Raw genomic sequence first — 25370 nt, forward strand, 5'->3', positions numbered from 1 at the left:
TTCTCGCACCATGCCCCGCTTCGCCGCCAATCTCTCGATGATGTTCACCGAGCATCCGTTCCTCGATCGCTTTGCGGCGGCCGCCAAGGCCGGCTTCACCGCGGTGGAATTCCTGTTTCCCTATGATCATCCGGCCGAGGAGGTCGGCAAGCGGCTTGATGACAACGGCCTGACGCAGGCGCTGTTCAACCTGCCGCCCGGCAATTGGGATGCCGGCGAGAAGGGCTTTGCCGCACTGCCGCACCGTTTCGATGATCTCAAGGCGAGCCTCGAGACGGCGCTGCCTTACGCCAAGGCCACCGGCGTGAAGCGGCTGCATCTGATGGCCGGCATCGCCGATCGTCATGATGCGAAAGCCGTGGAGGCGTACACCAAGTCGGTCGCCTGGGCGGCGGAGTTCTTCGCGCCCCACGGCCTGGATGTCGTGATCGAGCCGATCAATCCACGCAACGTGCCCGGCTATTTCCTCAACGATTTCGGCTTCGCCCGCGATCTCATCCGCGAGCTGAAGATTCCCAATCTCAAGCTGCAGTTCGACATCTATCACTGCCAGATCATCCACGGCGACGTCACGATGCGGCTGCGCGAGATGATGGACATCATCGGCCACATCCAGATCGCCAGCATTCCCTCGCGCAACGAGCCTGACAGCGAGGAGCTCAACTATCCGTTCCTGTTCGCCGAGCTCGACCGGCTCGGCTATGCCGGCTTCGTCGGCTGCGAGTACAATCCGCGCGGCCGCACCGAGGACGGGCTCGGCTGGTTCGCGCCCTACAAGGGAGTGAAGCCGTGACCCTGAAGCTCGGCTGCATCGCCGACGACTACACCGGCGCCTCCGACCTCGCCAATACCCTGACCCGCGCCGGCCTGCGCACGGTGCAGACCATCGGCGTGCCGGCTGATGACCTCACGCTGCCGGAGGTCGATGCCGTCGTCGTCTCGCTGAAGAGCCGCTCGATCGAGGCGTCGCTCGCCGTGGCCCGCTCACGCGAGGCCGATACATGGCTGCGCGCGCGCGGCGCTGACCACGTGCTGTTCAAGATCTGCTCGACATTCGATTCCACCGACGCCGGCAATATCGGTCCTGTCATGGATGCGCTCGCCGGCGATGCCGGTGACGCGATCGTGCTGGTGACGCCGGCTTTCCCGGAAACCAAACGGACCGTCTATCAGGGCAACCTTTTCGTGGGCTCGGTGCCGCTCAACGAGAGTCCGCTCAAGGACCATCCGCTCAACCCGATGCACGACGCCAATCTGGCGCGCGTGCTGGCGCGCCAGAGCCGGCGGAAAATCGGCCTGGTCGATCTCGCCGCCGTCGTGCACGGGCCCGAGGCGATCGGCCGCCGGCTGCAGGAGCTGGCCGGGCAGGGCATGGGCGCGGCGATCGTCGACGCCGTCTTCGATGCCGACCTGACCGCGATCGGTGCGGCCGCCTTGAAGAGCCGGGTCTCCGTCGGCGCGTCCGGCATCGGGCTCGGGCTGGCACGCGCGCTGGTCGAGACCGGGCAGGTTCATTCCCACGGCTTGGCGCATCACGCCGATGCCCCCGTCGGCGGCCTGGCCGCCTGCCTCGCCGGCAGTTGCTCGCAGGCGACCTTGCAGCAGATCGCGCAGGCCGAGACCATCATGCCGGTGCTGCATCTCGATGCGGCGGGCCTGGTCGCAGGCCCGGACGAGGCGCGGCGAGCGCTCGCCTGGGCGCGTGAGCGCGTCGCCAAGGGACCCGTGCTGATCGCCTCCAGTGCGACGCCGGATCAGGTCAGCGCGCTGCAATCCAGGCACGGCCGCGAGGCGGCGGGGCACGCGATCGAGCAGGCAATGGCCGATCTGGCCGCGGGGCTGATCCAGGCCGGCGTGCGGCGGTTGATCGTCGCCGGTGGCGAGACCTCCGGCGCCGTCGTCGACAGGCTCAGGATTCCCGGCTTCCTGGTCGGTCCGGAGATCGCGGCCGGCGTGCCGGTGCTTCGCGCGATCGGCGCCGAGGCGGGCGACATGCTGCTGGCGCTGAAGTCCGGCAATTTCGGCGGTCCGCGGTTCTTTGCCGATGCGCTCGGGCTGATGCGATAGCTGCGCATCGAGCGTGTGCCGGATTTTGGAACGACGTGCAGGGCCTCGGTGCCGACTACATCATCTGCTTAGTTTGTGAGCCGCCGCTCGGCGCGGCAGCGCCGTCGTGCCGCCGTAAGCATCGGGGCGCACACAGAAAAAGCAGATGTTTTTTGCGTGTAATGCCCGATAACTCCCGTAAATTAACGGTCTCTAGGGACCTCACCGCTATACCTCCAGTACGGACCGTCGCGTGACGCGTCCATCTGTGGGTAGGGCAATGAAACTGAATCGGATCGGCTACAAACTCGGGCTCGCTGGCGCCATCGGCGCATCTCTCGCCGTCGGCATGATCGCTAACCAGTTGATGGCGGAAAGAGCGGTCAACCATGCCAATCAGCAGGCCGAGCGCGCGCGGCGCGTGGTCGAGAGCGTGCTGTCGGCCAGCATCAACATGCAGCAGACCCAGCTCGGCGGCCGTTCGGCGCGGCTGGCGCGTGCGCCGGCCGAGGCAGAGAAGGCAGCCGCCGACATTCAGCAGTTCTCGACCGCGATGGTGACCGACATCGACGCCGCGCTCGGCAACGTATCGACCGCCGACAATCGCGCCCGGTTGACCCGGATCAAGGAGCTGATGACGAGCTATGCCGCGGGAGCGGTCGATCTCGCCGAGGCGCAGAAGAAGTTGTTGACGCAGATCGAGAAGCGCAGTGCGGTCTCCAACGAGTGGAACACCAGCCTGAAGGCGCTGCTCGCCTCGCCGTCGCTGCCGAACCTCGCCTTCCGCGAGCGGGTCGAGCGCCAGCTTCACGCCGCCGATGCCAAGTTGAACTACATGCGGTCGCAGGCGTGGCGGTTCGGCATGACTGGCGACGCCGCAACCATCCTGACCGTGAAGCAGACGGTGCCGGGGCTGAAGAGCTCGCTGACCGACGCTCGCATGCTCGCCGACAACCGCGAGATCCAGGCCACGATCACCAAGCTCAATGGCCTCGCCTCCGACTTCGTCGCCGCGAACGACGAGGTGGTGAAGACCGAGGGAATCAAGGAGGCCGTGCTGCGCGACCGCACGCTCATCTATCTCGGCGAGGCCGGCGAGCTGATGTCCTCTGCGATCCAGGACGCGCGCGCGCGCAACGCGAGCGCCCGGTTCGAGGCAGACCAGGTCGCCGCGCAGGCGAGCTATATCACGCTGTTTGTCGGATTGGCGGTTCTGTTGTCGGTGATCGGTTCGGTCGTGTTCTCGTTCCTCGGGATCGCGCGGCCGCTGACGCGGCTCAACGCGGCGCTCGGCGAGATGGCGCGCGGCCGCCTCGACATCGCCATTCCCGGCGCATCGCGGGGTGACGAAATCGGCGATCTCGCCAAGACCGTCACGGTGATCCGTGGCAATGCCGAGGAGAAGGCGCGCACCGAGGCCGAGGAAAAGAGCGCGCTGGATGAGGTCGCGGCGCGTCAGCGCAAGGCCGACATGCAGCGGCTGGCCGAGCAGTTCGAAGCCGCGGTCGGCGAGATCGTGAACACCGTCTCGTCGGCCTCGAGCCAGCTCGAGCAGTCCGCCACGACGCTGACCCAGGCCGCGACGCGCTCGCAAGGCTTGACGACGGCGGTTGCGTCTGCCTCGGAGGAAGCCACGACCAACGTCCAGTCGGTGGCGTCCGCGACCGAGCAGATGGCCTCGTCGGTCACCGAGATCAGCCGCCAGGTGCAGGAATCGGCGCGCATCGCCAACGACGCCGTCGGCCAGGCCCGCACCACGACCGGGCGCGTCAGCGAGCTGTCCAAGGCCGCCACCCGCATCGGCGACGTCGTCGAGCTGATCAACACCATTGCCGGCCAGACCAACCTGCTGGCGCTCAACGCCACCATCGAGGCGGCGCGCGCGGGCGATGCCGGCCGCGGCTTCGCGGTCGTCGCCTCCGAGGTCAAGGCGCTGGCGGAACAGACCGCGAAGGCCACCGGCGAGATCGGCCAGCAGATCTCCAGCATCCAGGTCGCGACGCAGGAGTCGGTCAGCGCCATCAAGGAGATCTCCTCTACGATCGAGAAGCTGTCGGAAATCTCCTCGACCATCGCAGCCGCCGTCGAAGAACAGGGCGCGGCGACGCAGGAGATTTCGCGCAACGTCCAGCAGGCGGCGCATGGCACGCAGCAGGTCTCGTCCAACATCGCCGATGTCGAGCGCGGCGCGGCCGAGACCGGGTCGGCCTCGGCCCAGGTGCTCTCAGCGGCACAGGCGCTGTCCGGCGACAGCAATCGTCTCAAGCAGGAGGTCGCGAGCTTCCTCGGCTCGGTGCGGGCGGCATAACGCTGGGCCGCGGAAGCGGCCAACTCCTGGTCGCGCAGGGGATTGGAAGGCCGGAGCATCGAACGCTCCGGCCTTTTGCGTTTTCTGACCCAACGTTTTCTGACCCAACAGAGACACTCCGCGGCCCCGTTGCCTGCGGCTTTTCTGTTCGCGTTGCATTTGCGCCGGAAAAACTAACCTGCGTAGTCAATCTGCGTTTTTAACTTGTGTTAAGAGTCGGCGTGTAAGGTCTGGTCATTCGCGGCCAACGCGCAGTCGGGCTCCACGGGCAAACGGTGCTTCTCTCACGTGGTCGCACCACATGAGACGACGCGTCGCACGGCCGGGCCGGAGCGCGTTACCGATCTGGACGGGCAACGATCATTTTCGATCGCTGCTCCGTATTCGTACGGACATCGTCTTAACCAGACTTAATATTCGGTTCCGTAGCTTCCACGCGTGGGCTGCGGGCCCGTTTGCGTGCATACGAGGGCGAGCCCACGCCCGTCGCCGTGATCTGTCCCCGAGCGCCCCAAGCATGAGTTGCGCCCGTGGAGACTGACATGTCGTTTGCAATGCCTCATCGCCTCAAGCTCACCATCGGTATCAAGATCTATGCCCTGATCGGTCTGAGCTTCCTCGGCCTGATCGGTCTGACCGCCTTCAATTCCCGTGAGCTCGCCGCGGGCCTCAAGCAGCAGAAGCAGCTCGAGCTGCGGCATCTGACCGAGCTCGCGCTCGGCATCTTTGCCGAAGAGTATGCGGCCGCGCAGAAGGGGACGATCTCGGTCGCTGACGCGCAGAAGCGCGCGCTCGAGCGCGCCTCCCAGCTGCGCTATGGCGGAAACGAGTATTTCTTCGTCACCGACATGACCGCGAAGATGCTGATGCATCCGATCTCGACCAAGCTGGTCGGGCAGGACGTCGCGGACATGAAGGATCCGAACGGCAAGAAGCTGTTCATCGAGATGATCGACGTGGTCCGCCAGCATGGCCGCGGCTTCGTCGACTATGATTGGCCGAAGCCCGGCTCCGAGACGCCGCAGCCCAAGCTCACCCATGTCGCTGGCTTCGCCCCCTGGAATTGGCTGGTCGGGACCGGCGTCTATATCGATGACCTCTCGGCGCAGGCCTGGGCCTCGACGCGGCAGTCGTTGATGGCCGCGGGAATCGTGCTGCTTGTCCTGCTCGTCGTGTCAACGATCGTCGGGCGCGGCATCACCAGCCCGCTGCATCGCATGACCAGCGCGATGAAGAGCCTCGCCGGCGGCCGCCTCGACGTCGAGGTGCCCGGCGTGGGACGCGGCGACGAGATCGGCGAGATGGCCGGCGCCGTCGAGGTGTTCAAGAGCAATGCGGTCGCACGTCACGCGCTGGAAGCGGAGCAGAAGGAAGCCGAGCAGCGGGCGCTGGCCCGCCGCAAGGCCGACATGCACAAGATGGCCGACGATTTCGAAAGCGCCGTTGGCGAGATCGTCGAGACGGTCTCGTCGGCTTCGTCCAGACTGGAGGTCTCGGCGGATACCTTGAGCAAGACGGCGGTCCGCGCCGGCGAGCTCGCAACCACGGTGGCGGCTGCGTCGGAGGAAGCGTCGACCAACGTGCAATCCGTCGCCTCGGCCACCGAGGAGATGACGTCCTCGGTCACCGAGATCGGCCGCCAGGTGCATGAATCGGCGCGCATGGCCAACGAAGCGGTCGAGCAGGCGAAGAAGACCAACGAGCGGGTGAGCGAGCTGTCGCGGGCGGCGAGCCGCATCGGCGACGTGGTCGAGCTGATCAACAGCATTGCCGGGCAGACAAATCTGCTGGCGTTGAACGCCACCATCGAGGCGGCGCGGGCCGGCGAGGCTGGGCGGGGCTTTGCCGTCGTCGCCGCCGAGGTCAAGGCGCTGGCGGAGCAGACCGCCAAGGCGACCGACGAGATCGGCCAGCAGGTGGCCGGCATCCAGACGGCGACGCAGGAATCGGTCGCGGCGATCAGGCTGATCTCCGGCAGCATCGAGCGGTTGTCGGAGGTGTCCTCGACGATTGCCGCAGCGGTCGAAGAGCAGAACGCCGCGACCAAGGAAATCTCGCGCAACGTGCAGCAGGCGGCGCACGGCACGCAGCAGGTCTCCGTCAACATCACCGACGTGCAGCGCGGCGCCACCGAGACCGGCTCGGCCTCGACCCAGGTGCTGGAGGCGGCGCAGGGGCTGTCGACAGACAGCAACCGCCTCAAGCGCGAGGTCAGCCGCTTCCTCGAGACGGTCCGCGCGGCCTGACAGGCCCGCGGCAATCTCATCAGCTCACAACGATCCGACCAGCGTGTCTCAACGAGTTCGAATCCCGACATGATGACCTTCCTTGACCTCCGGCCCCGCCACGAGATGGTGAACCGGACGCGATCGTTCGCGACTTCCTCGGCGATCATTCTCACCCTCATGCTCACGACCTCGGTCGGTGCCGCGCCCGGCGACAACCTCGCCGTCGTGCGCGACCTCGGCGGCAGGATCGGTCCCGCCATCGGGGCGGCCCTTGCCTGCAGCGATATCCCTCGGCCGCGTATCCAGGCCATCATCGGCAAGTTCCAGGCCGTCATCCGGGAGGCGTCGAACAACGACGGCGATCGCAACGAGCTGACGCGCCAGTTCGACCGCTCCATCGCCGACGGTCGCGCGGCCGTGGCGAGCGGCCGCCAGGACTGCCGGCGGGCCGAGCTCCAGCTTGCCGACATCGAGCGATCGACGGGCACACCGGCGATGGCGGCCGGCGCGCTGCGGGACCCGGCGCTCTCCGTCGCTGCGACGGGGGCAACGAGTGCCGTGGCTGCTTCGGCGGTTCGCGGCATCACGGAGCGCGACATCACGTTCGGCAGCGTCTTGCCACTGTCGGGCGCGAACAAGGAGTCGGGCCGCCTGCTCAAGGTGGGCATCGAAGCCGCGTTCAACCGCGCCAACGAAGCCGGCGGGGTCAATGGCCGAATGCTCAGGCTGGCCGTGGTCGATGACGGCTATGACCCGAACCGCACGCTCGATGCCATGAAGCAGCTCTACGAGAAGGAGCGCGTATTCGGCTTCGTCGGCAGTTTCGGGACCGCGACGGCGGCCGTCGCAATTCCATATTCGCTGGAGCGTAGGATGCTGTTCTTCAGCCCCTACACCGGCGCGAACGTCTCGCGTCATGATCCGCCGGACCGCTACGTCTTCAACTATCGTCCGAGCTATTCGGAAGAGGCCGATGCGCTGGTGCATTACCTGGTCAAGCTGCGCCGCGTGCCCCCACGACAGATTGCGCTGTTCGCGCAGGACGATTCGTTCGGCGATGCAGGCTTTGCCGGCGTTGCAAAGGCGTTTCGCGTCCTCGGCCTCAACGACGCGGCGATCCTGCGCGTCAACTACACCCGCAACACCGTGGATGTGGAGCCCGCGATCAATCAGCTCAAGACCCAGAAGGTGCCGGTCCGTGCGGTCATCATGGTCGCGACCTCGCGCGCGGCCGCCAAGTTCATCGAGAAGGCGCGCGACGCGCTGCCCGGCGTCCTCTTCGTCAACGTGTCGGCGGTCGGTGCATCGGCGCTTGCCAACGAGCTCATGCTGCTCGGCCCACGCTACGCAGCCGGGGTCGTCGTGACCCAGACCGTTCCCGCCGTCTCCGGCTATTCGAGCGTGGTGCTCGACTACAAGGCCGCGCTGGCGAAGCATTTCCCCGGCGAGCCGCCGGACTACACCTCGCTCGAGGGCTACATCGAGGCAAGCATCCTGGTTCAAGCCCTGAAGCAGGCCGGTCCGCAGCTCGATACCGAGCGGCTGATCGATACGCTGGAGTCGATGCGCAACATCGATCTGGGTCTTGGCGCCTCGCTCAACTTCGGCCCCGCCGAACATCAGGCCTCGCACAAGATCTGGGGCACCGCGCTCGACGAGACCGGCGCCTATCAGCCGATCGAGCTGGAATGATCCGCGGCGCGGGGGAGCGTGAGATGAAGCAACTTGCCGGCGCCTCCGAGGCGTCGGCGGCCGAGCGCTCACAGCGGCTCCCCATTACCGCGGTCTCCGCGACAGGGAGAGCGGTGCGGTCGCAAATACCATTTGGGGCGGCCGCGCGTATCATTTGATCCGAAATTGTACGGTCGAGAAAATTAAGAACTATTTCGATTCAAGCGCGTGAAGCTCGGTTCACCCAACATCACCGGTGATGCAGGGGCGTCTTCGATTGCGTCCTCGACGTAGTCTCGGCTTCGTTTGACATCATCGGCCTTCATTAGAGGTTGTAGATGTCATTGCTTTCGCGCTTTCGTGTCCTGACCAAGATCCTCGCCATCGTCATGCTGCTGGCCGCCGTGGCTGCCACGATCAGCTGGTTTGCCATCGGCGCGCTGCATGTGGTGGCCGAGGATGCAAGCAAGATGGCGGTAGCGGCCAATCGGGCGCTCAACGCTGCCCGGGCCAACCAGAACGTGATCGCATTGAACCGCGCCGAATTTCGTGCCGCGCTCGACCCGCATGCGGAGAACCGCGAGGCCACGTTGAAGGTGGTCGAGGAGCAGCGCAAGCTGTTCGCAGAACATTTCGCGGAAGTCTCCAAGACCAATGACGACCGGGCGCGTGCGATGCTCCCCGACGTCCGTACGGCCTATTCGGAGTACGAGAAGGACCTCGAGGACACGTTCCGGGTCGTTGGTGCCGGCAAGGATGTCCAGCTCACCGAACAGACCGAGCGCATGCGTGATGCGGCCATGAAGAGCCGCGCGGCGGCCGAGAAGCTCCAGGTCAAGATGAGGCAGGTCGCCGACCGGCTCAACGCGCGCGTCGAAAGTCTCGCGCTCGAGGCAGAGCAGCAGTATGAGCAGACCTCGCGCGTGCTGATCACGGTCGCGGTCGTCGGCATCGTGCTCGGCCTGGCGCTGGGCTTCGTCATCGGCCAGTTCGGCATCGCCAAGCCGATGCGCGAGCTGGTTGCCGTGCTGCAGCGGATGGCCAGGGGCGAGGAGGTCGTGATCTCCGGCGAGGGCCGCGGCGACGAGATCGGCGAGACGGCACAGGCGGTCAACCAGATCAAGGTGATGCTGGCCGAAAAGGCACAGCAGGAGGCCGAGGCCAAGATCGCGATGGACAAGCTGATGGCCGAGAAGCGCCGCGCCGAGATGCACCAGATGGCCGACGGCTTCGAGCAGGCCGTTGGACAAATCGTCGGCACCGTGTCGCATGCCTCGACCGAACTGGAGGCGTCGGCCACGTCGCTGAGCTCGACCGCCGCGCGCTCGCAGACATTGGCGACCACGGTCGCCGCCGCCTCCGAGGAAGCCTCGACCAACGTCCAGTCGGTCGCTTCCGCTACCGAGGAGATGGCCTCCTCGGTCACCGAGATCAGCCGTCAGGTGCAGGAGTCCGCGCGCATGGCCAGCGACGCCGTCGAGCAGGCGCGGCGGACCAATGATCGCGTCGGCGAATTGTCGAAGGCCGCGACCCGCATCGGCGACGTCGTCGAGCTGATCAACACCATCGCCGGTCAGACCAATCTGCTGGCGCTCAATGCGACCATCGAGGCCGCCAGGGCAGGTGAAGCCGGCCGTGGTTTTGCCGTGGTCGCCTCCGAGGTGAAGGCGCTGGCCGAGCAGACTGCCAAGGCCACCGGCGAGATCGGCCAGCAGATCGGCAGCATCCAGACAGCGACGCAGGAATCCGTTGGTGCCATCCGCGAGATCTCCGGCACCATCGAGAAGCTGTCGGAGATTTCCTCGGCCATCGCCGCCGCGGTGGAGGAGCAGGGTGCGGCGACGCAGGAGATCTCGCGCAACATCCAGCAGGCATCGATCGGCACGCAGCAGGTGTCGTCCAATATCGCCGAGGTGCAGCGCGGTGCCAGCGAGACCGGCTCGGCGTCGTCCCAGGTGCTCTCGGCGGCGCAGATGCTGTCCGGCGACAGCAACCGCCTCAAGCTCGAGGTCGGACGTTTCCTGGACACCGTGCGCGCCGCCTGATCCCGGCGGGCAGATTCCAACGAGACCAGGGCGTAGCCGGGAGGCCGCGCCCTTTTTCGTGGGCCGGTCGGCGCGGATGGCGGGCGAGTCAGTCGGCCAGGCGCGCTCGACCACCGATCGCCTCGGCGAGCTGTCGAGGGCCGCGACCCGCATCGGCGACGCGCTTCCCGCAAACGGTTCGCGCCGCCTGAGATCCCGAGCGGCCAGGAGCGCAACGATCTGTGCGCTCCGTCAATGGCGGCAACATGGATGCGCCGTTCTGTCTGCACTCGTGTGGCGACACACCGGCTACAGGCCTTGCGCGATTTGCAACTGCCATCAATGAGCGCCAGCGCCCGTATTTCAACGGTGGCGGCATTTTATCTTAGGTTAATCGGCGACTGCGACGATCGATGCATCTCTTGCAACAAAATTAGTCATGCCAGTGCCGGCACGGCTCACGGCCATCATCGTCGATTGAAAGACTCGCCATGCGTAAGAATTTGCCCGTCACCAACGTCGAGTATCCGATCACGGATGACACGCTGATCGTGTCCAAGACCGACACGAAGGGCAAGTTGACCTTCTTCAACCAGGATTTTGTCGACGCGGCCGGCTTCACCGAAGCCGAACTGATGGGGCAGCCGCACAACATCGTGCGCCATCCCGACATGCCGCCTGAAGCCTTCGACAATCTCTGGACCACGCTCAAGGCCGGCCGTCCCTGGGTCGGCGCGGTCAAGAACCGCCGCAAGAATGGCGACTATTACTGGGTGCTGGCGACGGCGTCGCCGATCTGCAAAGACGGCCAAGTCGTCGGCTACACCTCGGTGCGCACCAAGCTGCCCGCCGACCAGCGCGCCGAGGCCGAGCAGGTCTATGCGGCGATTCGCGAAAAGCGGCCACATGGTTACAAGATCGACGACGGCATCGTCCGCCGCCGCTCGGTGTTCGACCATCTCTCGATGTTCGCCGGCACGATCGCGGCAAGGCTGCGAACGCTGGTTGGATTGCAGACACTGTTCCTGCTCGTGCTTGGCGTCATTTCGTTCGGGGAGGGCGGGCTCGCCGGAATGACCGCCGTGGCGATTGCTGCCGCTGGTGTCGTGCTGTGCGGCCTGGTCGGGCTGCGCACGATGAACGTGATCGTGGCGCCGCTCGATCATCTGAACGAGACGATGGAAAGCATCACTCAGGGCAAGCTCGACACCCGCATGCGCATCGAGCGCGACGACGAGATCGGCCGCGCGCTGCGTAACCTGCAGACCGTGCAGACGATGGTGCGGTTCAACGCCAGGGAGCTCGGTGAGCAGGAGCGGCGCGCAGCCGCCTCGCGCAAGCGGGAGATGTCAGAGCTTGCCAACAGTTTCGAAGGCGCCATTGGCAACATCGTCAATACGGTGTCCTCGGCCTCCAGCGAGCTCGAAAGCTCGGCCAATTCGCTGTCGAGCACCGCCGTGCGGGGGCAGGAGCTGTCCACCACCGTCGCCGCGGCCTCCGAAGAGGCGTCGGCCAACGTTCAGGCCGTAGCCTCGGCGACCGAGGAGCTCACCTCGTCGGTCCGTGAGATCAGCCGCCAGGTGCAGGAGTCGGCGCGCATCGCCTCCGATGCGGTCGAGCAGGCTCGCCGCACCAATGATCGTGTCGGGGAGCTGTCGAAGGCGGCGACTCGCATTGGCGACGTCGTCGAGCTTATCAACACGATCGCCGGGCAGACCAATCTGCTGGCGCTCAATGCCACGATCGAGGCTGCGCGGGCGGGCGAAGCCGGCCGTGGCTTTGCCGTCGTCGCCTCCGAGGTCAAGGCGCTGGCCGAACAGACTGCAAAGGCGACCGGCGAGATCGGCCAACAGATTTCCGGCATCCAGGGGGCCACGCAGGAGTCGGTCGGCGCCATCAGGGAGATCTCGACGACGATCGAGCGGCTGTCGGAGATCGCCGCGACGGTGGCGGCCGCGGTCGAGGAGCAGGGCGCCGCAACCGCCGAGATCTCGCGCAACATCCAGCACGCCGCCGCGGGTACACAGCAGGTGTCCGCCAACATCTCCAACGTCCAGCGCGGCGCGAGCGAGACCGGCGATACCTCTGGGCAGGTGCTCAGCGCCGCGCGCCAGCTCTCCGGTGATAGCCAGCGTCTCAAGCAGGAGGTCAGCCGCTTCCTGCAATCGGTTCGCGCCGCCTGATCCGCGGCATGACGAAGCCTGCGACAGCGGCCGAGATGGGCCGCCGTTGCATCCGATAGTCGAACAGCCCTACCGATAGCCGCGGGCAGAGCCGATGACGCCCCGGCGAACCACGTCGACGCCCATGCGTACGCCGTTCGTCAGGCGGCGCCCCGCTCGACGGGATCATCCCCGACCGTTGCAGACTCCCCACACCTGACGCCCCCGGCCAGAAAGGCCGTTGTCGCGCCATAATCCCGCTAAGGTGCAGAGGTTAACTTGTGTTAGATATTTATTCAACCAGCGGTACATTTAGTGGCAGGCAATGTGATTGCGAGCGGCCCTTCGCGCAGGACCTTGGTGCTATCGGCCGCGACGGCCGCGGCCGCCCTCGGTCTCGATGCGGGGCTTGCCGTCGTTGCCGCCAAGCCGCGCCGCCGCACTGAGGATCCCACGCCCGGCTATCGCCGGATCACGATCGGCGAGGCCGAGGTGATCGCCCTCTATGACGGGATCTGGGAAAAGCCGCAGGAGGCCGGCTTCATCGGCAACGCCAGCATCAGCGACGTCAAGCAGGCACTGCGAGCCGCCGGCCTGAGCTCCGCCTTCGTTCCGATCCCGATCTCCACCTTCGTGGTGCGGCTGAAGGGCAAGACCGTGCTGTGCGATGCCGGGGGCGGCGGCCAGGTGCAGGGCTACAATTCCGACTCGATCTTCATTTCAGGTCGCATGCTGGACAATCTGAAAGCAGCCGGCATTCGCCCGGAGGACATCGACACCATCCTGATCTCGCACTTCCATCCCGATCACATCTTCGGACTGCTTGGCGAGGACACCAACGCGCCGGTGTTTCCCACCGCCGAGATCATCGTGGCCGCGGCCGAATACAAGTTCTGGACCGACGCATCTCTGACCAGCCGGCTGCCGCCGTGGCGGCAGTCGCTGGCGCGCCGCATCCAGAGCGTGATCCCGGGGTGGAAGAACGTGCTGCCGGTCGAGGGCGAGGACGAGGTGGTGCCGGGCATCCGCTTCGTCAGCGTCCCCGGACATACGCCGGGGCACACCGCCTTTCATCTCGGCTCCGGAGCGGAGCAACTGATGATCTCGGGCGACACCGCCTATGTGCCGGCGTTGTGCCTGCGCCATCCCGAATGGCACGGCGCGTATGACCAGGACGGCCCGGCTGCCGAGGTCAGCCGGCGCAGATTGCTCGATCGTATCGTTGCAGAAAAGATGTTGGTTTGTGGATCTCATTTTCCGTGGGCCGCGTTTGGTAGGCTCACCCGCGATGGCGCCCATTATGCGCTCGACCTGCTCCCCGCGTGATCCCGAACCGGCCTCGGTAGAGAGGCACGGGATCGCACCATGAAGACGCATTACGAGGTGCTCGGCGTATCACCGCGGGCCGATCTCGACACGATCAAGCGGGCGTTCCGCCTGGCCGCCAAGGCGCACCATCCCGACCTCCGGGGCGGCGCCGATGCGGCGTCGGAGCATCAGCTCAAGATGATCATCGTCGCCTACAACGTGCTGCGCGACCCTGGCCTGCGCGCCGAATACGACGCCGATCTTGCCGCCGAGCGCGATCGCGTCCGCCGCGAGCGCTGGGACGCCATCCTGCAGTTCACCGCGGCGACCGCCGTGCTCAGCGCGATCCTGATCGGCCTCGAGATTCTGCTGTTGCCCTCCGCCGGTGACTGGATGAGCAGGCAGGCGACGCGCTCGATCGTGACACCGTCGCCGCAGGCCCGATCCGCGCCGCAGCGCAAGGTCGCAGGTGAGACCATCCCGGCGCCTGCCGTCCAGGATGCGACCGGAGCCGTGCTGCCGGTGCCGCCCCCGGCGATGGAGGCGCCTGCGCCGCAAGCCGCAGAGCCGGTCGTCCCGGCCGAACCGATGACCGCCGCATCCCTGGTGAAGCGCGCGATGGACCGCAGCCGCCAGGGCGATGTCGAAGGGGCCGTCGCCGATCTCGACGAGGCGATCCGGCTCGCGCCCCGCAATGCCGATCTCTATCGCTACCGCGCCAGGGATCTGGTCCGCATGGGCCGCTTCGACCGGGCGCTTGGCGATTATGAGCGGGCGATCCGGCTCGATCCGAACAATCCGATGCTGTTTCACGATCGTGGACTGGCGTTCCAGCGCAAGGGAGATCTGGACGAGGCCCTCGTCGATCTCGACCACGCCGTGCGCATGGGCTTCAACGATGCCGCGACGTACAGCGACCGCGGCGCGGTGTGGCTGGAAAAGGGGCGCTACGACCGCGCGCTCGCCGACTTCAACCAGGCGCTCAAGCTGGATCCGGAATCGGCGGTTGCGGCCGCGCGGCGGGATGAGGCCGTCGCGCTCAAGCGCGACCAGCAATTGGCGGGCGACAACAGCTCGCCCCCGGCGGCTGCGGAGACCACCGGCACGGTCCCTGCCGACGTGAAGCCCAGGCGAAGTGGGCGCTGACCGCCGGACCGTGATCTGCGCGCCGACATCCAGGACGCGGTGAGCAGCGTTGTGCTCACACCCGCCGGCGCGACCGTTCCCCCCGCGACGGGGTGCGATCCAGGAGCGCGCCATGAGCGTCTACGTGTCCGTCACCGGCTTCCGCCCGCACCGCGGCCTCACTCGGCTGGCGCGATTCTGGTGGCACACGCTGCGCGCCGTCCGCCAGGCGCGCGCCGCTCCCGGAAATCTGCGCGTCGAGCTTCGTCCGGTGAATGGCATCTATCACACGCTGACGGTCTGGACCGACGAAGCCAGCATGCGCGCTTATGTCAGGAGCGGCGCGCACCGGCGCGCCATGATCGGCTTCCGCAACCTCGGCGGCGGCCGAACGCTCGGCTTCGTGGCGGAGCGCGATCCTGATTGGGATACGGCCTATGCACGCTGGCAGCACGAGGCGCGGGAGGTGTGAGGTGACGGAAGTGGACTAATTCGCCCGCCACTCCGGCACGCCATCCGCGGCCATCGTGATCGTGCCGAGCAAGCCGACCGGCGACCTGTCCTGATCCATCAGCCGCGCCAGCGTGGCTGCGTCCTGCGCCGGCACGCGCGCCAGCGTGCGCGTGTCCTGCTCGGTGCGCAACATCACCACGCCGTGCTCGAGCTCGCCGTTGCGATCGAACAGCGCGGTGAAGCTCTCGACCCTGCCGCCGCCGCCGGCCTCGCTGACGAACTCCGGCGCGACGGCGCGATGCCGATCCGCCTCGGCCTGCACGCTCACCTCCTGCGACAGCGACGACGGCGGCTCGCGCGAGATCACCAGCGCATGATGCTTGGTGACGAAGCCGCCCTGGCCGTACAGCAGGCCGAGCCCGGCGCCGCCGCGCAGCCGCCGCACCATCGCGCAGGCGGCATGCGTCATGTAGGTGTTGAGCGGTGCGCCGAAGAAGGTCAGCCCGCCGGTGACGGTCGGCTCCACGTCGGCGCCGAGGCCGAGGGTTCGCCGTGCCATCTTCGGCACGCAGGGAAAGCAGCTGTAGAGCTCGATGGCGTCGAACGCCGCGCCGCTGCCACCGGCGATGTTCACCGCGGCCCGCAATACAGCGTTCTGCGGATGGCTCTCGGCGAACTGGTCGCGCGTGAGATAGTCGCGCGGATCCTCCGCCGATGCGCCGCCGAGCGGATAGATCATGCGGCTGTCGGCGATGCCGGCGGCGCGCGCCTTGGCGAGGCTGGTCAGGATCAGCGCCGCGCCCATGTTGACCATGGGATTGGCGACCATCAGCTTGGTGTAGGGCCAGGCGATCGGGCGATTGTCGGCCGACGGCGTCGTGATCTCGTCGGGCGCGAAGTGCCGCTTCAGCCAGGCGTTGGGATTGTAGGCGGCGACCGCCGAAAAGCGCGACCACAGCTCGCCAGATTCGGCGAGCGCCTGCCGCGGCGTCTGGCCCCATTTTGCCGCGCTCGCGACCTCGTAGAACGGATAGACCGAGACCGGACGGAACACGCCGAGCTTCACCGCCAGCGGCTTCTGGAAAGCGGCGCCGCGTTTCGGCTCCTCGACATCATGGGCGAACGGCGTCCACGGCAGAGTGATGCCGCCACGCTCGGCCTTGGTCGCGGTCGATTGCGCCTCGGCGCCGCAGACCACGGCGACCTCGCATTCGCCGCGCGCGATGCGCAAGGCGGCCTCGTGCAGAAAGCGGATCGGGCTCTCGCCGCCGACCGGACCATAATGGCAGTGCGCCGGCGCGACGCCCAACCGCTGCGCGAGAAGCTGCTCGGGGGCGCGGTAGCGCCAGCTCAGGAAGTTGACGACGTCGAGCGAGCCGGTGTCATGGACGAGCTTGGCGCCCGCGTCATTTTCCGCGCGGCGGATCGCCTGTTCGAGCAGCGCCAGCGGCTCCAGACCGTCGCGAATGTCCTTCGGGCGATCGACGATCTCGCCCACGCCGACGATCACGGGAATGCGGTCGGGGGGCAGGGTAGTTGCAGTCATCGGCGTTTCCAGGAGCGGGCCCATGACGGACCGTCATTGTTGTCTTGTCTCCGTTCTGTCATCGCAGGTTCGACCGCGCAATGCAGAAAATGCTGATGGCGCCCGCGCGCGGTGCGGCTTCCGCTCGACGGCATATGCGCCTAAAACGCTCGCTCCTGACGCTCATGCCGGAGTCTGCCGTGTCCGAACAGAACAGCTATGTGCCGCCCAAGGTCTGGACCTGGAACAAGGCCAGCGGCGGCCGCTTCGCCAACATCAACCGGCCGATCGCAGGTCCGACCCACGAGAAGGAATTGCCTGTCGGCCGTCATCCCTTGCAGCTCTATTCTCTGGGAACGCCGAACGGCGTGAAGGTCACCGTGATGCTCGAGGAGCTGCTGGCGCTGGGCCACAGCGGCGCCGAATACGATGCCTGGCTGATCCGGATCGGCGAGGGCGATCAGTTCGGTTCGGGCTTCGTCGCCATCAATCCCAATTCCAAGATCCCGGCGCTGCTGGATCGCAGCGGGCCCGAGCCGATCCGCGTGTTCGAGTCCGGCGCGATCCTGGTCTATCTGGCCGAGAAGTTCGGCGCCTTCCTGCCGACCGAGCCGGCCAAGCGCGCCGAATGCCTGTCCTGGCTGTTCTGGCAGATGGGCGCCGCGCCGTATCTCGGCGGCGGCTTCGGCCACTTCTATGCCTATGCGCCGACCAAGATCGAATATGCCATCGACCGCTTCGCGATGGAGGTCAAGCGCCAGCTCGACGTGCTCGACCGCCGTCTCGCCGAAAGCGAGTATCTCGCCGGCCCCGACTACACCATCGCCGACATCGCTGTGTGGCCGTGGTACGGCGCGCTCGCCAAGGGTTTGCTCTACGAAGGCGGCGAATTCCTCTCGGTGCAGGACTACAGACACGTCCAGCGCTGGACCGACCAGATCGCGCAACGCACCCCGGTGAAGCGCGGCCGCATGGTCAACCGCGTCTCCGGCGATCCCAAGAGCCAGCTCCACGAGCGCCACGACGCCGGCGATTTCGACACCAAGACGCAGGACAAGATCGGGCAGGGCGGGTAGTTCGGTCGTCGTGTCGTAGGGTGGGCAAAGGCGCGCCTTCCATCATTGTTGGCGTTCACATCTGTGCGACGCGCCGTGCCCACCGCGCTCCCTCACATCAACCGCCGGTGGGCACGCGCCGCCTGATGGCGCCGCTTTGCCCACCCTACGGACGTCAGCCGCTCATCCGGGCTACAAATCCGCCACGATCCAGGCACCCGGGCTAACACCCGTCATTGCGAGGAGCGCAGCGACGAAGCAATCCAGAGTCGACGCGGGACTCTGGATTGCTTCGCTCGCAAGGACGACACGACCCGCGAACCGCCCTTTCGCCGGCACGACTCGCGTGCGCACTCCGTCACCCACGCGCGGTCTTCATTTTTGCCGCAGTGCGATGAATCGCGATGGTTTGATCTCTGACATCACGTCTTTTCTTGTCACAAGAGAATCGTGCAACAATCATCTGGCGCCGCAATGCATGCCGTGTGCTGACCAACTCGTCCCGAGGTGATGACCCCTGGCGAGAACCACCACTCCGGAGGGAGACCCATGATCGACAGACGTGATCTGCTCAAGGGAGCGGGGATGGCTGCTTTGCTGGGCAGCTTCGGCGCGACCCGTGCGCTGGCCGAGGAGACGGTGACGTTGCCCTTCGCCAACGGCGAGCGGCCGCTGGTGAAGTATCCGCAGAAGCGGCCGATGATCGGCCTGACCAGCCGGCCGCCGCAACTCGAAACGCCATTCGGGGTGTTCAATGACGGCGTGATCACGCCGAACAATGCCTTCTTCGTCCGCTATCATTTGGCGGGCCTGCCTTACGATCTCGATCCGGACAAGTTCACGCTCGCGATCAAGGGGAAGGTCGACAAGCCGCTCAAGCTGTCGCTCAAGGACATCCGCAAGATGAAGGCGACCGAGATCGTCGCCGTCAACCAATGCTCCGGCAACAGCCGCGGCTTCTTCGAGCCTCGCGTTGCAGGCGGCCAGCTTGGTAACGGCGCCATGGGCAATGCGCGCTGGCGGGGCGTGCCGCTGAAGACCGTGCTCGACATGGCGGGTGTCCAGGCCGGCGCCAGACAGGTCACGTTCGGCGGCATGGACGGCCCGGTGATCGACAAGACGCCGGATTTCGTCAAGGCGCTCGACCTCGATCACGCCATGAATGGCGAGGTGATGCTGGCCTACGGCATGAACGGCGAGGATCTGCCGTTCCTCAACGGCTTCCCGCTCCGACTGATCGTGCCCGGCTATTACGGGACGTATTGGGTCAAGCACCTCAACGAGATCACCGTCGTCGACGGCGTATTCGACGGCTTCTGGATGAAATCGGCCTATCGCATCCCGGACACGCCGAACAATGCCGTCGAGCCCGGCACGACGCCGAAAGCCACCATCCCGATCAACCGCTTCACGGTCCGCTCGTTCATCACCAGCGTGGCCGATGGCGCGAAGCTGAAGGCAGGCAGGGCAACGCTGCGCGGTATCGCATTCGACGGCGGGGCCGGGATCAGGCAGGTTGCCGTTTCGACCGACGGTGGCCAGAGCTGGACCGATGCCCGGCTCGGCAAGGACCTCGGGAAATATTCCTTCCGCGAGTGGAAGCTGCCGGTGAAGCTTGCCGCGGGATCCCACGATCTCAAGGTGCGGGCCACGAGCAATTCCGGCGAGACCCAGCCGGAGACGCCGCGCTGGAATCCGGCCGGCTATCTGCGCAATGTCGTCGAAACCGTCCGCGTCACGGCGGCCTGAGGAGGATGACCATGCAACGGATGTCGTTCCTCATCGCCTCGCTGGCTGCCGGGCTTGGTTGCCTGGCGGGCAGCCCCATCGCCCTCACCGCAGCCCCGGTGAACTATCAGGTTCCGCAGGAGACCGCGGCGTTCAAGCCGGGGCCCGACCTCGCCGTCGTGCAGGGCAACTGCACGGCCTGCCACTCCTCCGACTACATCAAGACGCAGCCGCCGATGCAGAACAAGAAGGAGTTCTGGCAGGCCGAGGTCACCAAGATGATCAAGGTCTATGGTGCCCCGATCGACGCGGCCGATGTCGACAAGATCGTCAGCTATCTGGCCGCGACCTACTGACGGCGTCCGGCCGGGAGCGCTCAGCCGGCGCCCTTCGCCGGCGGGAAATCCATGCGGTCGTCGGTGCGGCAATAGCGGTCGGCGAACATGCGCCCCACGGGGTGGAACAGCTCCATCTCGACCCGCATCTTCTCGGTGTCCCACAACTCGTCGCGGATGTGGAAGGCGAGGCCCTCGCCGAGCACCAGCACGCGGTCGCCGTTGACGTCGATGAGCTGCCAGGTCCTGCACTCCATCGCGAACGGTGCGTCCGCCAGCCGCGGCACGCCGATCATGCGCGAGGGTGCGAGCTTGAGTCCGAGATGATCGGGCTCGCCGATCTCGGGCGGAAAGTCGCCGCCGGTCTCGTGCATCGCCTGCGCCAGGGGCTCGTCGGTGATGTGGACCACGAACTCGCCTGAGCGGCGGATGTTGACCAGGGTGTCCTTGGTCCGGCCGTCCGGCCGCAGGTTGATCGCGAACACGCAGAGCGGCGGGTCCTCGCCCATCACGTTGAAGAATGAGAACGGCGCGGCGTTGACCACCCCGGTCTCGCCCCTGGTCGTGACCCAGGCGATCGGCCGTGGCAGTACGAAGGAGGTCAGGATCTTGTAGCGCTCGCGCGGGCTGAGATCGGTGGAGAGGTATTCCATGTAGGGGCCTCTGGTGCGTCGGTTCCCCGACCGTAGTGGTCCGTGACGCGATCCGGAAGCCAATAAAGCGGGCAGGGGGTGCGCACATCGGCGTCCTCGCGCGGGAAACTCCATGTTTCCGGGAACGGCTCCGCCAGCGCCACGTTCGGACAGCACAGCAACTACAAATGGAGGTCGCGCCATGAAACCAATGATCAGTCTGATTGCTTGCGCATTCGCCGTCTCGGCCACGTCCGCGCTGGCGCAGGGCAGCCCGCAGACCACGCCGCCGCCGAGTGTGCAGAATTCCGGAGCAGGCATCCAGGGCGCGCCCGGCAACAAGAACGGACCGGGCACTGAGACGACACGCGGAACGGTCGGCTCGTCCACGATCAACCGCCATAATCCGAACGTGAGCGCTCAGGATCCGTCGAACATCAAGGGAATGCCGGGGAATAAGAACGGCCCGCCGGCGAAGAAACCGCAGAACTGACGGCTGCGATGGCGGCTGCGCGATTGCGCAGCTGCCATGCGCATGCCGCCGCGCTGACGTATCGTCAGATCAGGGCAGGGCGGCGGCCCCGTTGGTGACGATCAGATTGTCGGTGTCCGCCGGTGCCAGCTCGCTGGTCGTGTCGCCACCGAGATATTTGTCGAGCGTCGCCTGGATCCGCTCCCGCGCCGTATAGGGGCCGCGGTCGCTCATCCAGGTGTGCTGAAATTCGGTCTTGATGATGTCGATACCGCTCTTCTTGCCGACCTGCGATGGCAACACGCCGGGATCGGTCTTGAACTGCGGATCGTCGGAGCGGAACGACAGGATCTTCAGCTTGTCCCGGATCACGAAAGGCACCCGCAGATTGTCGAGCGTCACCACCTGCGAAACGATGTTCGGATGCTCCTTGGCGAAATACATCGCGGTGTCGCCACCGTTGGAATGGCCGACCAGGGTCAGATGCTCATAGTCGGCATTCGGATGGCGCTTCTTCATCTCCTTGAGCACGCACAGGATGTTGGCCTCACCCTTCTTGTAGACGTCGAGCCGGCCGACATAGGGCATGCCGACCTTGGTGACGAGCGGCGGATCGGTCGGCAGGTCCTGCTGAACGCTGGCGACGAGATAGCCGCGCGCGGCGAACACGTTCGCGAGGAAGGAGTACTCGGTGTTCTTGACGGTGTTGCCGTTGCTGATGATCGCCACCGGCAGCCGCCACAGCCCTGCATTGGCCTTCATCTCGTAATCCGTGCGCACGGCCACGTCGACCGTGATCGGCCGCTGCCGCTCGGCATCGAAAAACTCACGGCTCTCGTGCTGGATGCCCCACTTCGCAATGGCGAAATAGCCGGCCACAGTCAGGGCAGACACACAGGCCAAAACCGTCACGCCTCGCTTCATGGCTTCCTTCCCCTCGGCTTCTCCTCGTTATGTGATGAGGGACAACGCCGAGGTCACGAGGGCGTGGCAGCCTGGACAGCATTAAATTTCGGAAATCTTGGAATACGGATGTGGAACAAATCCGGGTTCGGCGGACCGGCGCACCGGCCCACCGGTCGCTGCTGCCGGTCAGAAGGCGGTATAGCCGCCGTCGATCACGAAGCAGTCTGCGGTGTGATAGGACGACGCCTTGCTCATGAGGTAGACGGCGATGCCGCCGAAATCCGACGGCTCGCCGAAGCGGCGCACCGGGATGCGCGGCATGACGTTGGCGACGAACTTCTCATTGCCCATGATGCCCGCGGTCATGTCGCTCCTGATCCAGCCGGGCAGGATCGCATTCGCGGTGACGCCGTGGCGTGCGAGCTCGACCGCGAGCGCGCGGCACAGCGCGTTGATCGCGGCCTTGGTCGCGGCATAGTGCTCGTTGCGCGCGGTGCCGAACAGCGAGGCGAGGCTCGAGGTGGCGACCAGGCGGCCGAACGCATCACCGGCCTCCGCCCGGGCCGTCATGTGCCGCGCGGCAGCCTGGAAGGCGTGGAAGACGCCGTCGAGATTGGTCGCGAACATCGTGCGCCATTCCTCCTCGCTGCGCTCGATGAAAGGCTTGCGGCCGCCGCCGCCGATGCCCGCATTGGCGAAGCAGCCGTCGACGCGGCCGAAGGCGTCGAGCGTCGCTTGCATCGCGTCGTTGACGGAAGCAGGGCTCGTCACGTCGCAGACCCGGGTGTCGACCTTGCCGGGACCAGCCGCCATCGAGGCCGCGGCTGCCTTGTTCTTCTCGGCGTTGCGGCCCCAGATCGAGACGTTGCAGCCACTGGACGCAAGTGCCTGGGCGATTCCGAGGCCTATGCCTCCATTGCCGCCGGTGACGACGGCCACGCGGCCGGTGAGGTCGAACATGTTCATGGGGTTCTCTCGGACGTTTCCGTGATGATGTGAGTGCGCTGCGCGCCGCTTCAGTTATTGGGATGATCCAACCATGGACAAGCGCAGCGCAAAAATCAAATATGCTGCACGAACCGGGCGATGCAGCGAATTTCCGCCGTAAAGAATGCAGCGCTCGAAAAGCTCTTGAGAGGAAACCATGCAGTTCAAGCACGTCACGCTCGATTTCGACGGGCCCGTCGCCGTCCTCACGCTCGATCATCAGGAGGTGATGAACGCGGTCTCGATCGACATGCTGGGCGGGCTCGCCGAGGCACTCGACGAGATCGAGGAGAAGAAGGCGGAGGTGCGTTGTCTCGTCGTCACCGGCGCGGGACGCGCGTTCTGCACCGGTGCCAATCTGCAGGGCCGCAACACGCAGGCCAAGCCCGGCCGCAGCAATGCCGGCGCCGCGCTCGAGACCGCCTTCCATCCGTTCCTGCGCCGCCTGCGCAACCTGCATTGCCCGATCGTGACGTCGGTCAACGGCCCGGCCGCGGGCGCCGGCATGAGCTTCGCGCTGATGGGCGACATGATCCTGTGCGCCAAGTCCGCCTACTTCCTGCAAGCCTTCCGCCGCATCGGCCTCGTTCCCGATTGCGGCTCGACCTGGCTGCTGCCGCGCCTTGTCGGCAAGGCGCGCGCGATCGAGCTGTCGCTGCTCGGCGAGAAGCTGCCGGCCGAGACGGCACTGCAATGGGGGCTCGTCAATCGCGTCTATGACGATGCGGCGCTGAAGGAGGAGACGATGAAGCTCGCGCATGAGCTCGCCAATGGCCCGACGGTCGCATTGTCTCAGATCCGCAAGCTGTATTGGGACAGTCCCGAGAACTCGTTCGAAGACCAGCTCAACGCTGAATTCCAGGCGCAGCGCGTCGCCGGCAGCACGTCGGATTTCAAGGAAGGCGTCACCGCGTTCCTCGAGAAGCGGCCGGCCAAGTTCAAGGGCCAATGATCGAGGCCGAGCTGTCCCGCTGCGTCGCCTCGTTCATGCCGGGGGCGACCGGCGTGCACGGCGCCGCAAAGCTCTCCGGCGGCGCCAGCCAGGAGACGTGGCGCTTCGACATCGTCCATCCCGCGGGCGATGTCGGTGCGATCTTGCGCCGCTCGCCGAAGGGCTATGGCGCCGCGCCTGGCCGCGCCGCCGGGCTCGACAACGAGGCGGCGCTGATGCGGCTGGCGCGTGCCGCCGGGGTGCCGTCGCCCGAGGTGCTGCACCTGCTGACGCCGGAGGACGATCTCGGCGCCGGCTTCATCATGCGCCGCGTCGAGGGCGAGACCATCGCGCGCAAGATCCTGCGCGATGCCGAGTTTGCCGAGGCGCGCCCCCGTCTCGCGCGCCAACTCGGCGGCATCGCCGCCGGCATCCACGGCATTCGGCGCGAGGCACTGCCGGCGTTGCGTGAGATGAACGCGGTCAGGGAGATCGCGGAGCTTGCGCGCGAATATCAAAACTTCGACTGGCCGCGCCCGGTGTTCGATCTCGCGTTGCGCTGGCTGTCGCACAATGATCCCGGCCCCTCGGCGGAGGTCACGCTGGTGCACGGCGATTTCCGCAACGGCAATCTCATCATCGGCCCCGACGGGGTGCGCGCCGTGCTCGACTGGGAGCTCGCCCATCTCGGCGATCCCATGGAGGATCTCGGCTGGATCTGCGTCAACTCCTGGCGCTTCGGCGAGATCGACAAGCCCGTCGGTGGCTTCGGCTCGCGCGAGGAGCTGTACGCGGGCTACGAGGCCGCTGGCCGCAAGGTCGATGCCGGCAGGGTGAAGTTCTGGGAGGTCATGGGCACATTGCGCTGGGGCGTGATGTGCTGCGGCATGATGCAGCGGTTTCGCTTGGGTCCCGACCACTCGATGGAACGCGCCATGATCGGCCGCCGCGCGTCGGAGACTGAGATCGATCTGCTGCGGCTGCTGGCGCCGCGGGGAGAGGGCTGATGCAGGACGAACCGACTCCGACCGAGCTGGTACAGGCGGTGGCCGATTTTCTTCGCAACGATGTAGCCCCGCTGATCTCGGGACATCAGGCGTTCAAGCTGCGCGTCGGCATCAACGCGCTCGATCTGGTCGTGCGGCAATTGACACAGGCGGCGCCCGCGGAGGCTGCAGAGCATGCGCGTTTGAAGGATTTGCTGGGACAGGACGGTGCCTTGCTCGACCTCAATCGCGCGCTGGCGGAGCAGATTGCGAGCGGTGCTGTCGATCTCGCGACGCCGGGTCTGAAGGAGCATCTCTGGCAGACCACGCTCGACAAGCTCGCCGTCGATCAGCCGAACTACGCATCCTACAAGCGCGAGGCGGGGAGGCACGAATGACGTGTAACTCTCCGTCGTCATGCCCGGGCTTGACCCACGGCTGTCCGGTTCAGACAGACTGGACATGGTGCATGGCGTGGATTCTTCTGC

At 66.2% G+C, this 25370-nt stretch carries 21 protein-coding genes; 17 read left to right on the top strand and 4 right to left on the bottom strand.

Annotation, left to right across the window (positions count from 1 at the left end; all coding sequences use genetic code 11):
• The first annotated feature begins 10 nt into the window (after positions 1-10).
• The 10 genes from otnI (at position 11) to QX128_RS31800 (ending at position 15344) form a co-directional block, all read left to right on the top strand.
• Positions 11-793, top strand: a complete 783-nt coding sequence (otnI, locus tag QX128_RS31755; RefSeq protein WP_316239523.1) for a 2-oxo-tetronate isomerase — start codon at positions 11-13, stop codon at positions 791-793.
• Positions 790-2067 (top strand): 3-oxo-tetronate kinase, encoded by a 1278-nt coding sequence (gene otnK, locus QX128_RS31760; RefSeq protein WP_316239524.1) that lies wholly within the window; start codon positions 790-792, stop codon positions 2065-2067. The genes otnI and otnK overlap by 4 nt, the downstream gene beginning before the upstream one ends.
• A gap of 259 nt (positions 2068-2326) precedes the next feature.
• Complete coding sequence (locus tag QX128_RS31765) at positions 2327-4354, top strand: methyl-accepting chemotaxis protein (protein ID WP_316218822.1); 2028 nt, start codon at positions 2327-2329, stop codon at positions 4352-4354.
• 542 nt (positions 4355-4896) lie between these two features.
• Positions 4897-6600 (top strand): methyl-accepting chemotaxis protein, encoded by a 1704-nt coding sequence (locus tag QX128_RS31770; RefSeq protein WP_316218820.1) that lies wholly within the window; start codon positions 4897-4899, stop codon positions 6598-6600.
• A 69-nt stretch (positions 6601-6669) separates the two neighbouring features.
• Entirely contained in the window at positions 6670-8274 is a 1605-nt protein-coding gene (locus QX128_RS31775) for an ABC transporter substrate-binding protein (RefSeq protein ID WP_316239525.1), read from the top strand.
• Between the two features lie 317 nt (positions 8275-8591).
• The gene (locus QX128_RS31780; RefSeq protein ID WP_316239526.1) at positions 8592-10298 is read left to right on the top strand and encodes a HAMP domain-containing methyl-accepting chemotaxis protein; all 1707 of its coding nucleotides are present in this window, start codon (positions 8592-8594) and stop codon (positions 10296-10298) included.
• A 470-nt stretch (positions 10299-10768) separates the two neighbouring features.
• Complete coding sequence (locus tag QX128_RS31785) at positions 10769-12460, top strand: methyl-accepting chemotaxis protein (protein WP_315801318.1); 1692 nt, start codon at positions 10769-10771, stop codon at positions 12458-12460.
• A gap of 339 nt (positions 12461-12799) precedes the next feature.
• A complete protein-coding gene (locus QX128_RS31790; RefSeq protein WP_316239527.1) occupies positions 12800-13765 on the top strand; it encodes an MBL fold metallo-hydrolase in 966 nt (321 codons plus the stop codon).
• Between the two features lie 39 nt (positions 13766-13804).
• Complete coding sequence (locus tag QX128_RS31795) at positions 13805-14893, top strand: J domain-containing protein (RefSeq protein ID WP_316239528.1); 1089 nt, start codon at positions 13805-13807, stop codon at positions 14891-14893.
• Positions 14894-15005: 112 nt separating this feature from the next.
• Positions 15006-15344, top strand: a complete 339-nt coding sequence (locus tag QX128_RS31800) for an antibiotic biosynthesis monooxygenase (protein WP_316183441.1) — start codon at positions 15006-15008, stop codon at positions 15342-15344.
• Between the two features lie 15 nt (positions 15345-15359).
• Here the strand turns inward: QX128_RS31800 and QX128_RS31805 are convergent, their stop codons facing one another.
• Entirely contained in the window at positions 15360-16871 is a 1512-nt protein-coding gene (locus QX128_RS31805) for an acetyl-CoA acetyltransferase (protein WP_316239529.1), read from the bottom strand.
• A gap of 179 nt (positions 16872-17050) precedes the next feature.
• Between QX128_RS31805 and yghU the strand changes: the two genes are divergently transcribed.
• From yghU to QX128_RS31820, 3 genes are all read left to right on the top strand, one after another.
• Positions 17051-17926: a glutathione-dependent disulfide-bond oxidoreductase gene (gene yghU, locus QX128_RS31810; RefSeq protein WP_316183439.1), complete on the top strand. Its 876-nt coding sequence runs from the start codon at positions 17051-17053 to the stop codon at positions 17924-17926.
• 528 nt (positions 17927-18454) lie between these two features.
• Entirely contained in the window at positions 18455-19654 is a 1200-nt protein-coding gene (locus tag QX128_RS31815; protein ID WP_316239530.1) for a molybdopterin-dependent oxidoreductase, read from the top strand.
• 5 nt (positions 19655-19659) lie between these two features.
• Complete coding sequence (locus QX128_RS31820; protein WP_410051476.1) at positions 19660-19989, top strand: cytochrome c; 330 nt, start codon at positions 19660-19662, stop codon at positions 19987-19989.
• Between the two features lie 20 nt (positions 19990-20009).
• On the opposite strand, the gene QX128_RS31825 is transcribed toward QX128_RS31820, so the two are convergent.
• Complete coding sequence (locus QX128_RS31825) at positions 20010-20621, bottom strand: flavin reductase family protein (RefSeq protein WP_315801310.1); 612 nt, start codon at positions 20619-20621, stop codon at positions 20010-20012.
• A gap of 181 nt (positions 20622-20802) precedes the next feature.
• Here QX128_RS31825 and QX128_RS31830 point away from each other — a divergent pair, with 181 nt between their 5' ends.
• The gene (locus tag QX128_RS31830; protein WP_316239531.1) at positions 20803-21093 is read left to right on the top strand and encodes a hypothetical protein; all 291 of its coding nucleotides are present in this window, start codon (positions 20803-20805) and stop codon (positions 21091-21093) included.
• A gap of 69 nt (positions 21094-21162) precedes the next feature.
• Here QX128_RS31830 and QX128_RS31835 read toward each other — a convergent pair whose 3' ends face one another.
• Positions 21163-21996, bottom strand: coding sequence for an alpha/beta hydrolase (locus tag QX128_RS31835; protein WP_315801308.1), 834 nt, complete (start codon positions 21994-21996; stop codon positions 21163-21165).
• A 168-nt stretch (positions 21997-22164) separates the two neighbouring features.
• A complete protein-coding gene (locus QX128_RS31840) occupies positions 22165-22944 on the bottom strand; it encodes an SDR family oxidoreductase (RefSeq protein WP_315801307.1) in 780 nt (259 codons plus the stop codon).
• A 178-nt stretch (positions 22945-23122) separates the two neighbouring features.
• Here QX128_RS31840 and QX128_RS31845 point away from each other — a divergent pair, with 178 nt between their 5' ends.
• From QX128_RS31845 to QX128_RS31855, 3 genes are read left to right on the top strand one after another with little or no spacing between them, the layout of a single operon-like run.
• The gene (locus tag QX128_RS31845; RefSeq protein WP_315801306.1) at positions 23123-23917 is read left to right on the top strand and encodes an enoyl-CoA hydratase/isomerase; all 795 of its coding nucleotides are present in this window, start codon (positions 23123-23125) and stop codon (positions 23915-23917) included.
• Positions 23914-24903: a phosphotransferase family protein gene (locus QX128_RS31850; RefSeq protein ID WP_316239532.1), complete on the top strand. Its 990-nt coding sequence runs from the start codon at positions 23914-23916 to the stop codon at positions 24901-24903. Before QX128_RS31845 ends, QX128_RS31850 begins: the two co-directional genes overlap by 4 nt.
• The gene (locus tag QX128_RS31855; RefSeq protein WP_315801304.1) at positions 24903-25280 is read left to right on the top strand and encodes a DUF6285 domain-containing protein; all 378 of its coding nucleotides are present in this window, start codon (positions 24903-24905) and stop codon (positions 25278-25280) included. Before QX128_RS31850 ends, QX128_RS31855 begins: the two co-directional genes overlap by 1 nt.
• Positions 25281-25370: the final 90 nt, after the last annotated feature.

It is taken from the genome of Bradyrhizobium sp. SZCCHNR1015 (assembly GCF_032489875.1).
In the GTDB taxonomy this organism is placed as follows: domain Bacteria; phylum Pseudomonadota; class Alphaproteobacteria; order Rhizobiales; family Xanthobacteraceae; genus Bradyrhizobium.

What these genes read in the sequence shown, in the direction of transcription:
- QX128_RS31775 (WP_316239525.1), top strand. Translation starts at nt 6,670, where the DNA reads ATGATGACCTTCCTTGACCTCCGGCCCCGCCACGAGATGGTGAACCGG.
- QX128_RS31850 (WP_316239532.1), top strand. Translation starts at nt 23,914, where the DNA reads ATGATCGAGGCCGAGCTGTCCCGCTGCGTCGCCTCGTTCATGCCGGGG.
- QX128_RS31785 (WP_315801318.1), top strand. Translation starts at nt 10,769, where the DNA reads ATGCGTAAGAATTTGCCCGTCACCAACGTCGAGTATCCGATCACGGAT.
- QX128_RS31825 (WP_315801310.1), bottom strand. Translation starts at nt 20,621, where the DNA reads ATGGAATACCTCTCCACCGATCTCAGCCCGCGCGAGCGCTACAAGATC.
- QX128_RS31780 (WP_316239526.1), top strand. Translation starts at nt 8,592, where the DNA reads ATGTCATTGCTTTCGCGCTTTCGTGTCCTGACCAAGATCCTCGCCATC.
- QX128_RS31795 (WP_316239528.1), top strand. Translation starts at nt 13,805, where the DNA reads ATGAAGACGCATTACGAGGTGCTCGGCGTATCACCGCGGGCCGATCTC.
- QX128_RS31815 (WP_316239530.1), top strand. Translation starts at nt 18,455, where the DNA reads ATGATCGACAGACGTGATCTGCTCAAGGGAGCGGGGATGGCTGCTTTG.
- QX128_RS31770 (WP_316218820.1), top strand. Translation starts at nt 4,897, where the DNA reads ATGTCGTTTGCAATGCCTCATCGCCTCAAGCTCACCATCGGTATCAAG.
- otnI (WP_316239523.1), top strand. Translation starts at nt 11, where the DNA reads ATGCCCCGCTTCGCCGCCAATCTCTCGATGATGTTCACCGAGCATCCG.
- QX128_RS31805 (WP_316239529.1), bottom strand. Translation starts at nt 16,871, where the DNA reads ATGACTGCAACTACCCTGCCCCCCGACCGCATTCCCGTGATCGTCGGC.
- QX128_RS31765 (WP_316218822.1), top strand. Translation starts at nt 2,327, where the DNA reads ATGAAACTGAATCGGATCGGCTACAAACTCGGGCTCGCTGGCGCCATC.
- QX128_RS31845 (WP_315801306.1), top strand. Translation starts at nt 23,123, where the DNA reads ATGCAGTTCAAGCACGTCACGCTCGATTTCGACGGGCCCGTCGCCGTC.
- QX128_RS31800 (WP_316183441.1), top strand. Translation starts at nt 15,006, where the DNA reads ATGAGCGTCTACGTGTCCGTCACCGGCTTCCGCCCGCACCGCGGCCTC.
- QX128_RS31855 (WP_315801304.1), top strand. Translation starts at nt 24,903, where the DNA reads ATGCAGGACGAACCGACTCCGACCGAGCTGGTACAGGCGGTGGCCGAT.
- QX128_RS31820 (WP_410051476.1), top strand. Translation starts at nt 19,660, where the DNA reads ATGACCATGCAACGGATGTCGTTCCTCATCGCCTCGCTGGCTGCCGGG.
- QX128_RS31830 (WP_316239531.1), top strand. Translation starts at nt 20,803, where the DNA reads ATGAAACCAATGATCAGTCTGATTGCTTGCGCATTCGCCGTCTCGGCC.
- QX128_RS31840 (WP_315801307.1), bottom strand. Translation starts at nt 22,944, where the DNA reads ATGAACATGTTCGACCTCACCGGCCGCGTGGCCGTCGTCACCGGCGGC.
- QX128_RS31835 (WP_315801308.1), bottom strand. Translation starts at nt 21,996, where the DNA reads ATGAAGCGAGGCGTGACGGTTTTGGCCTGTGTGTCTGCCCTGACTGTG.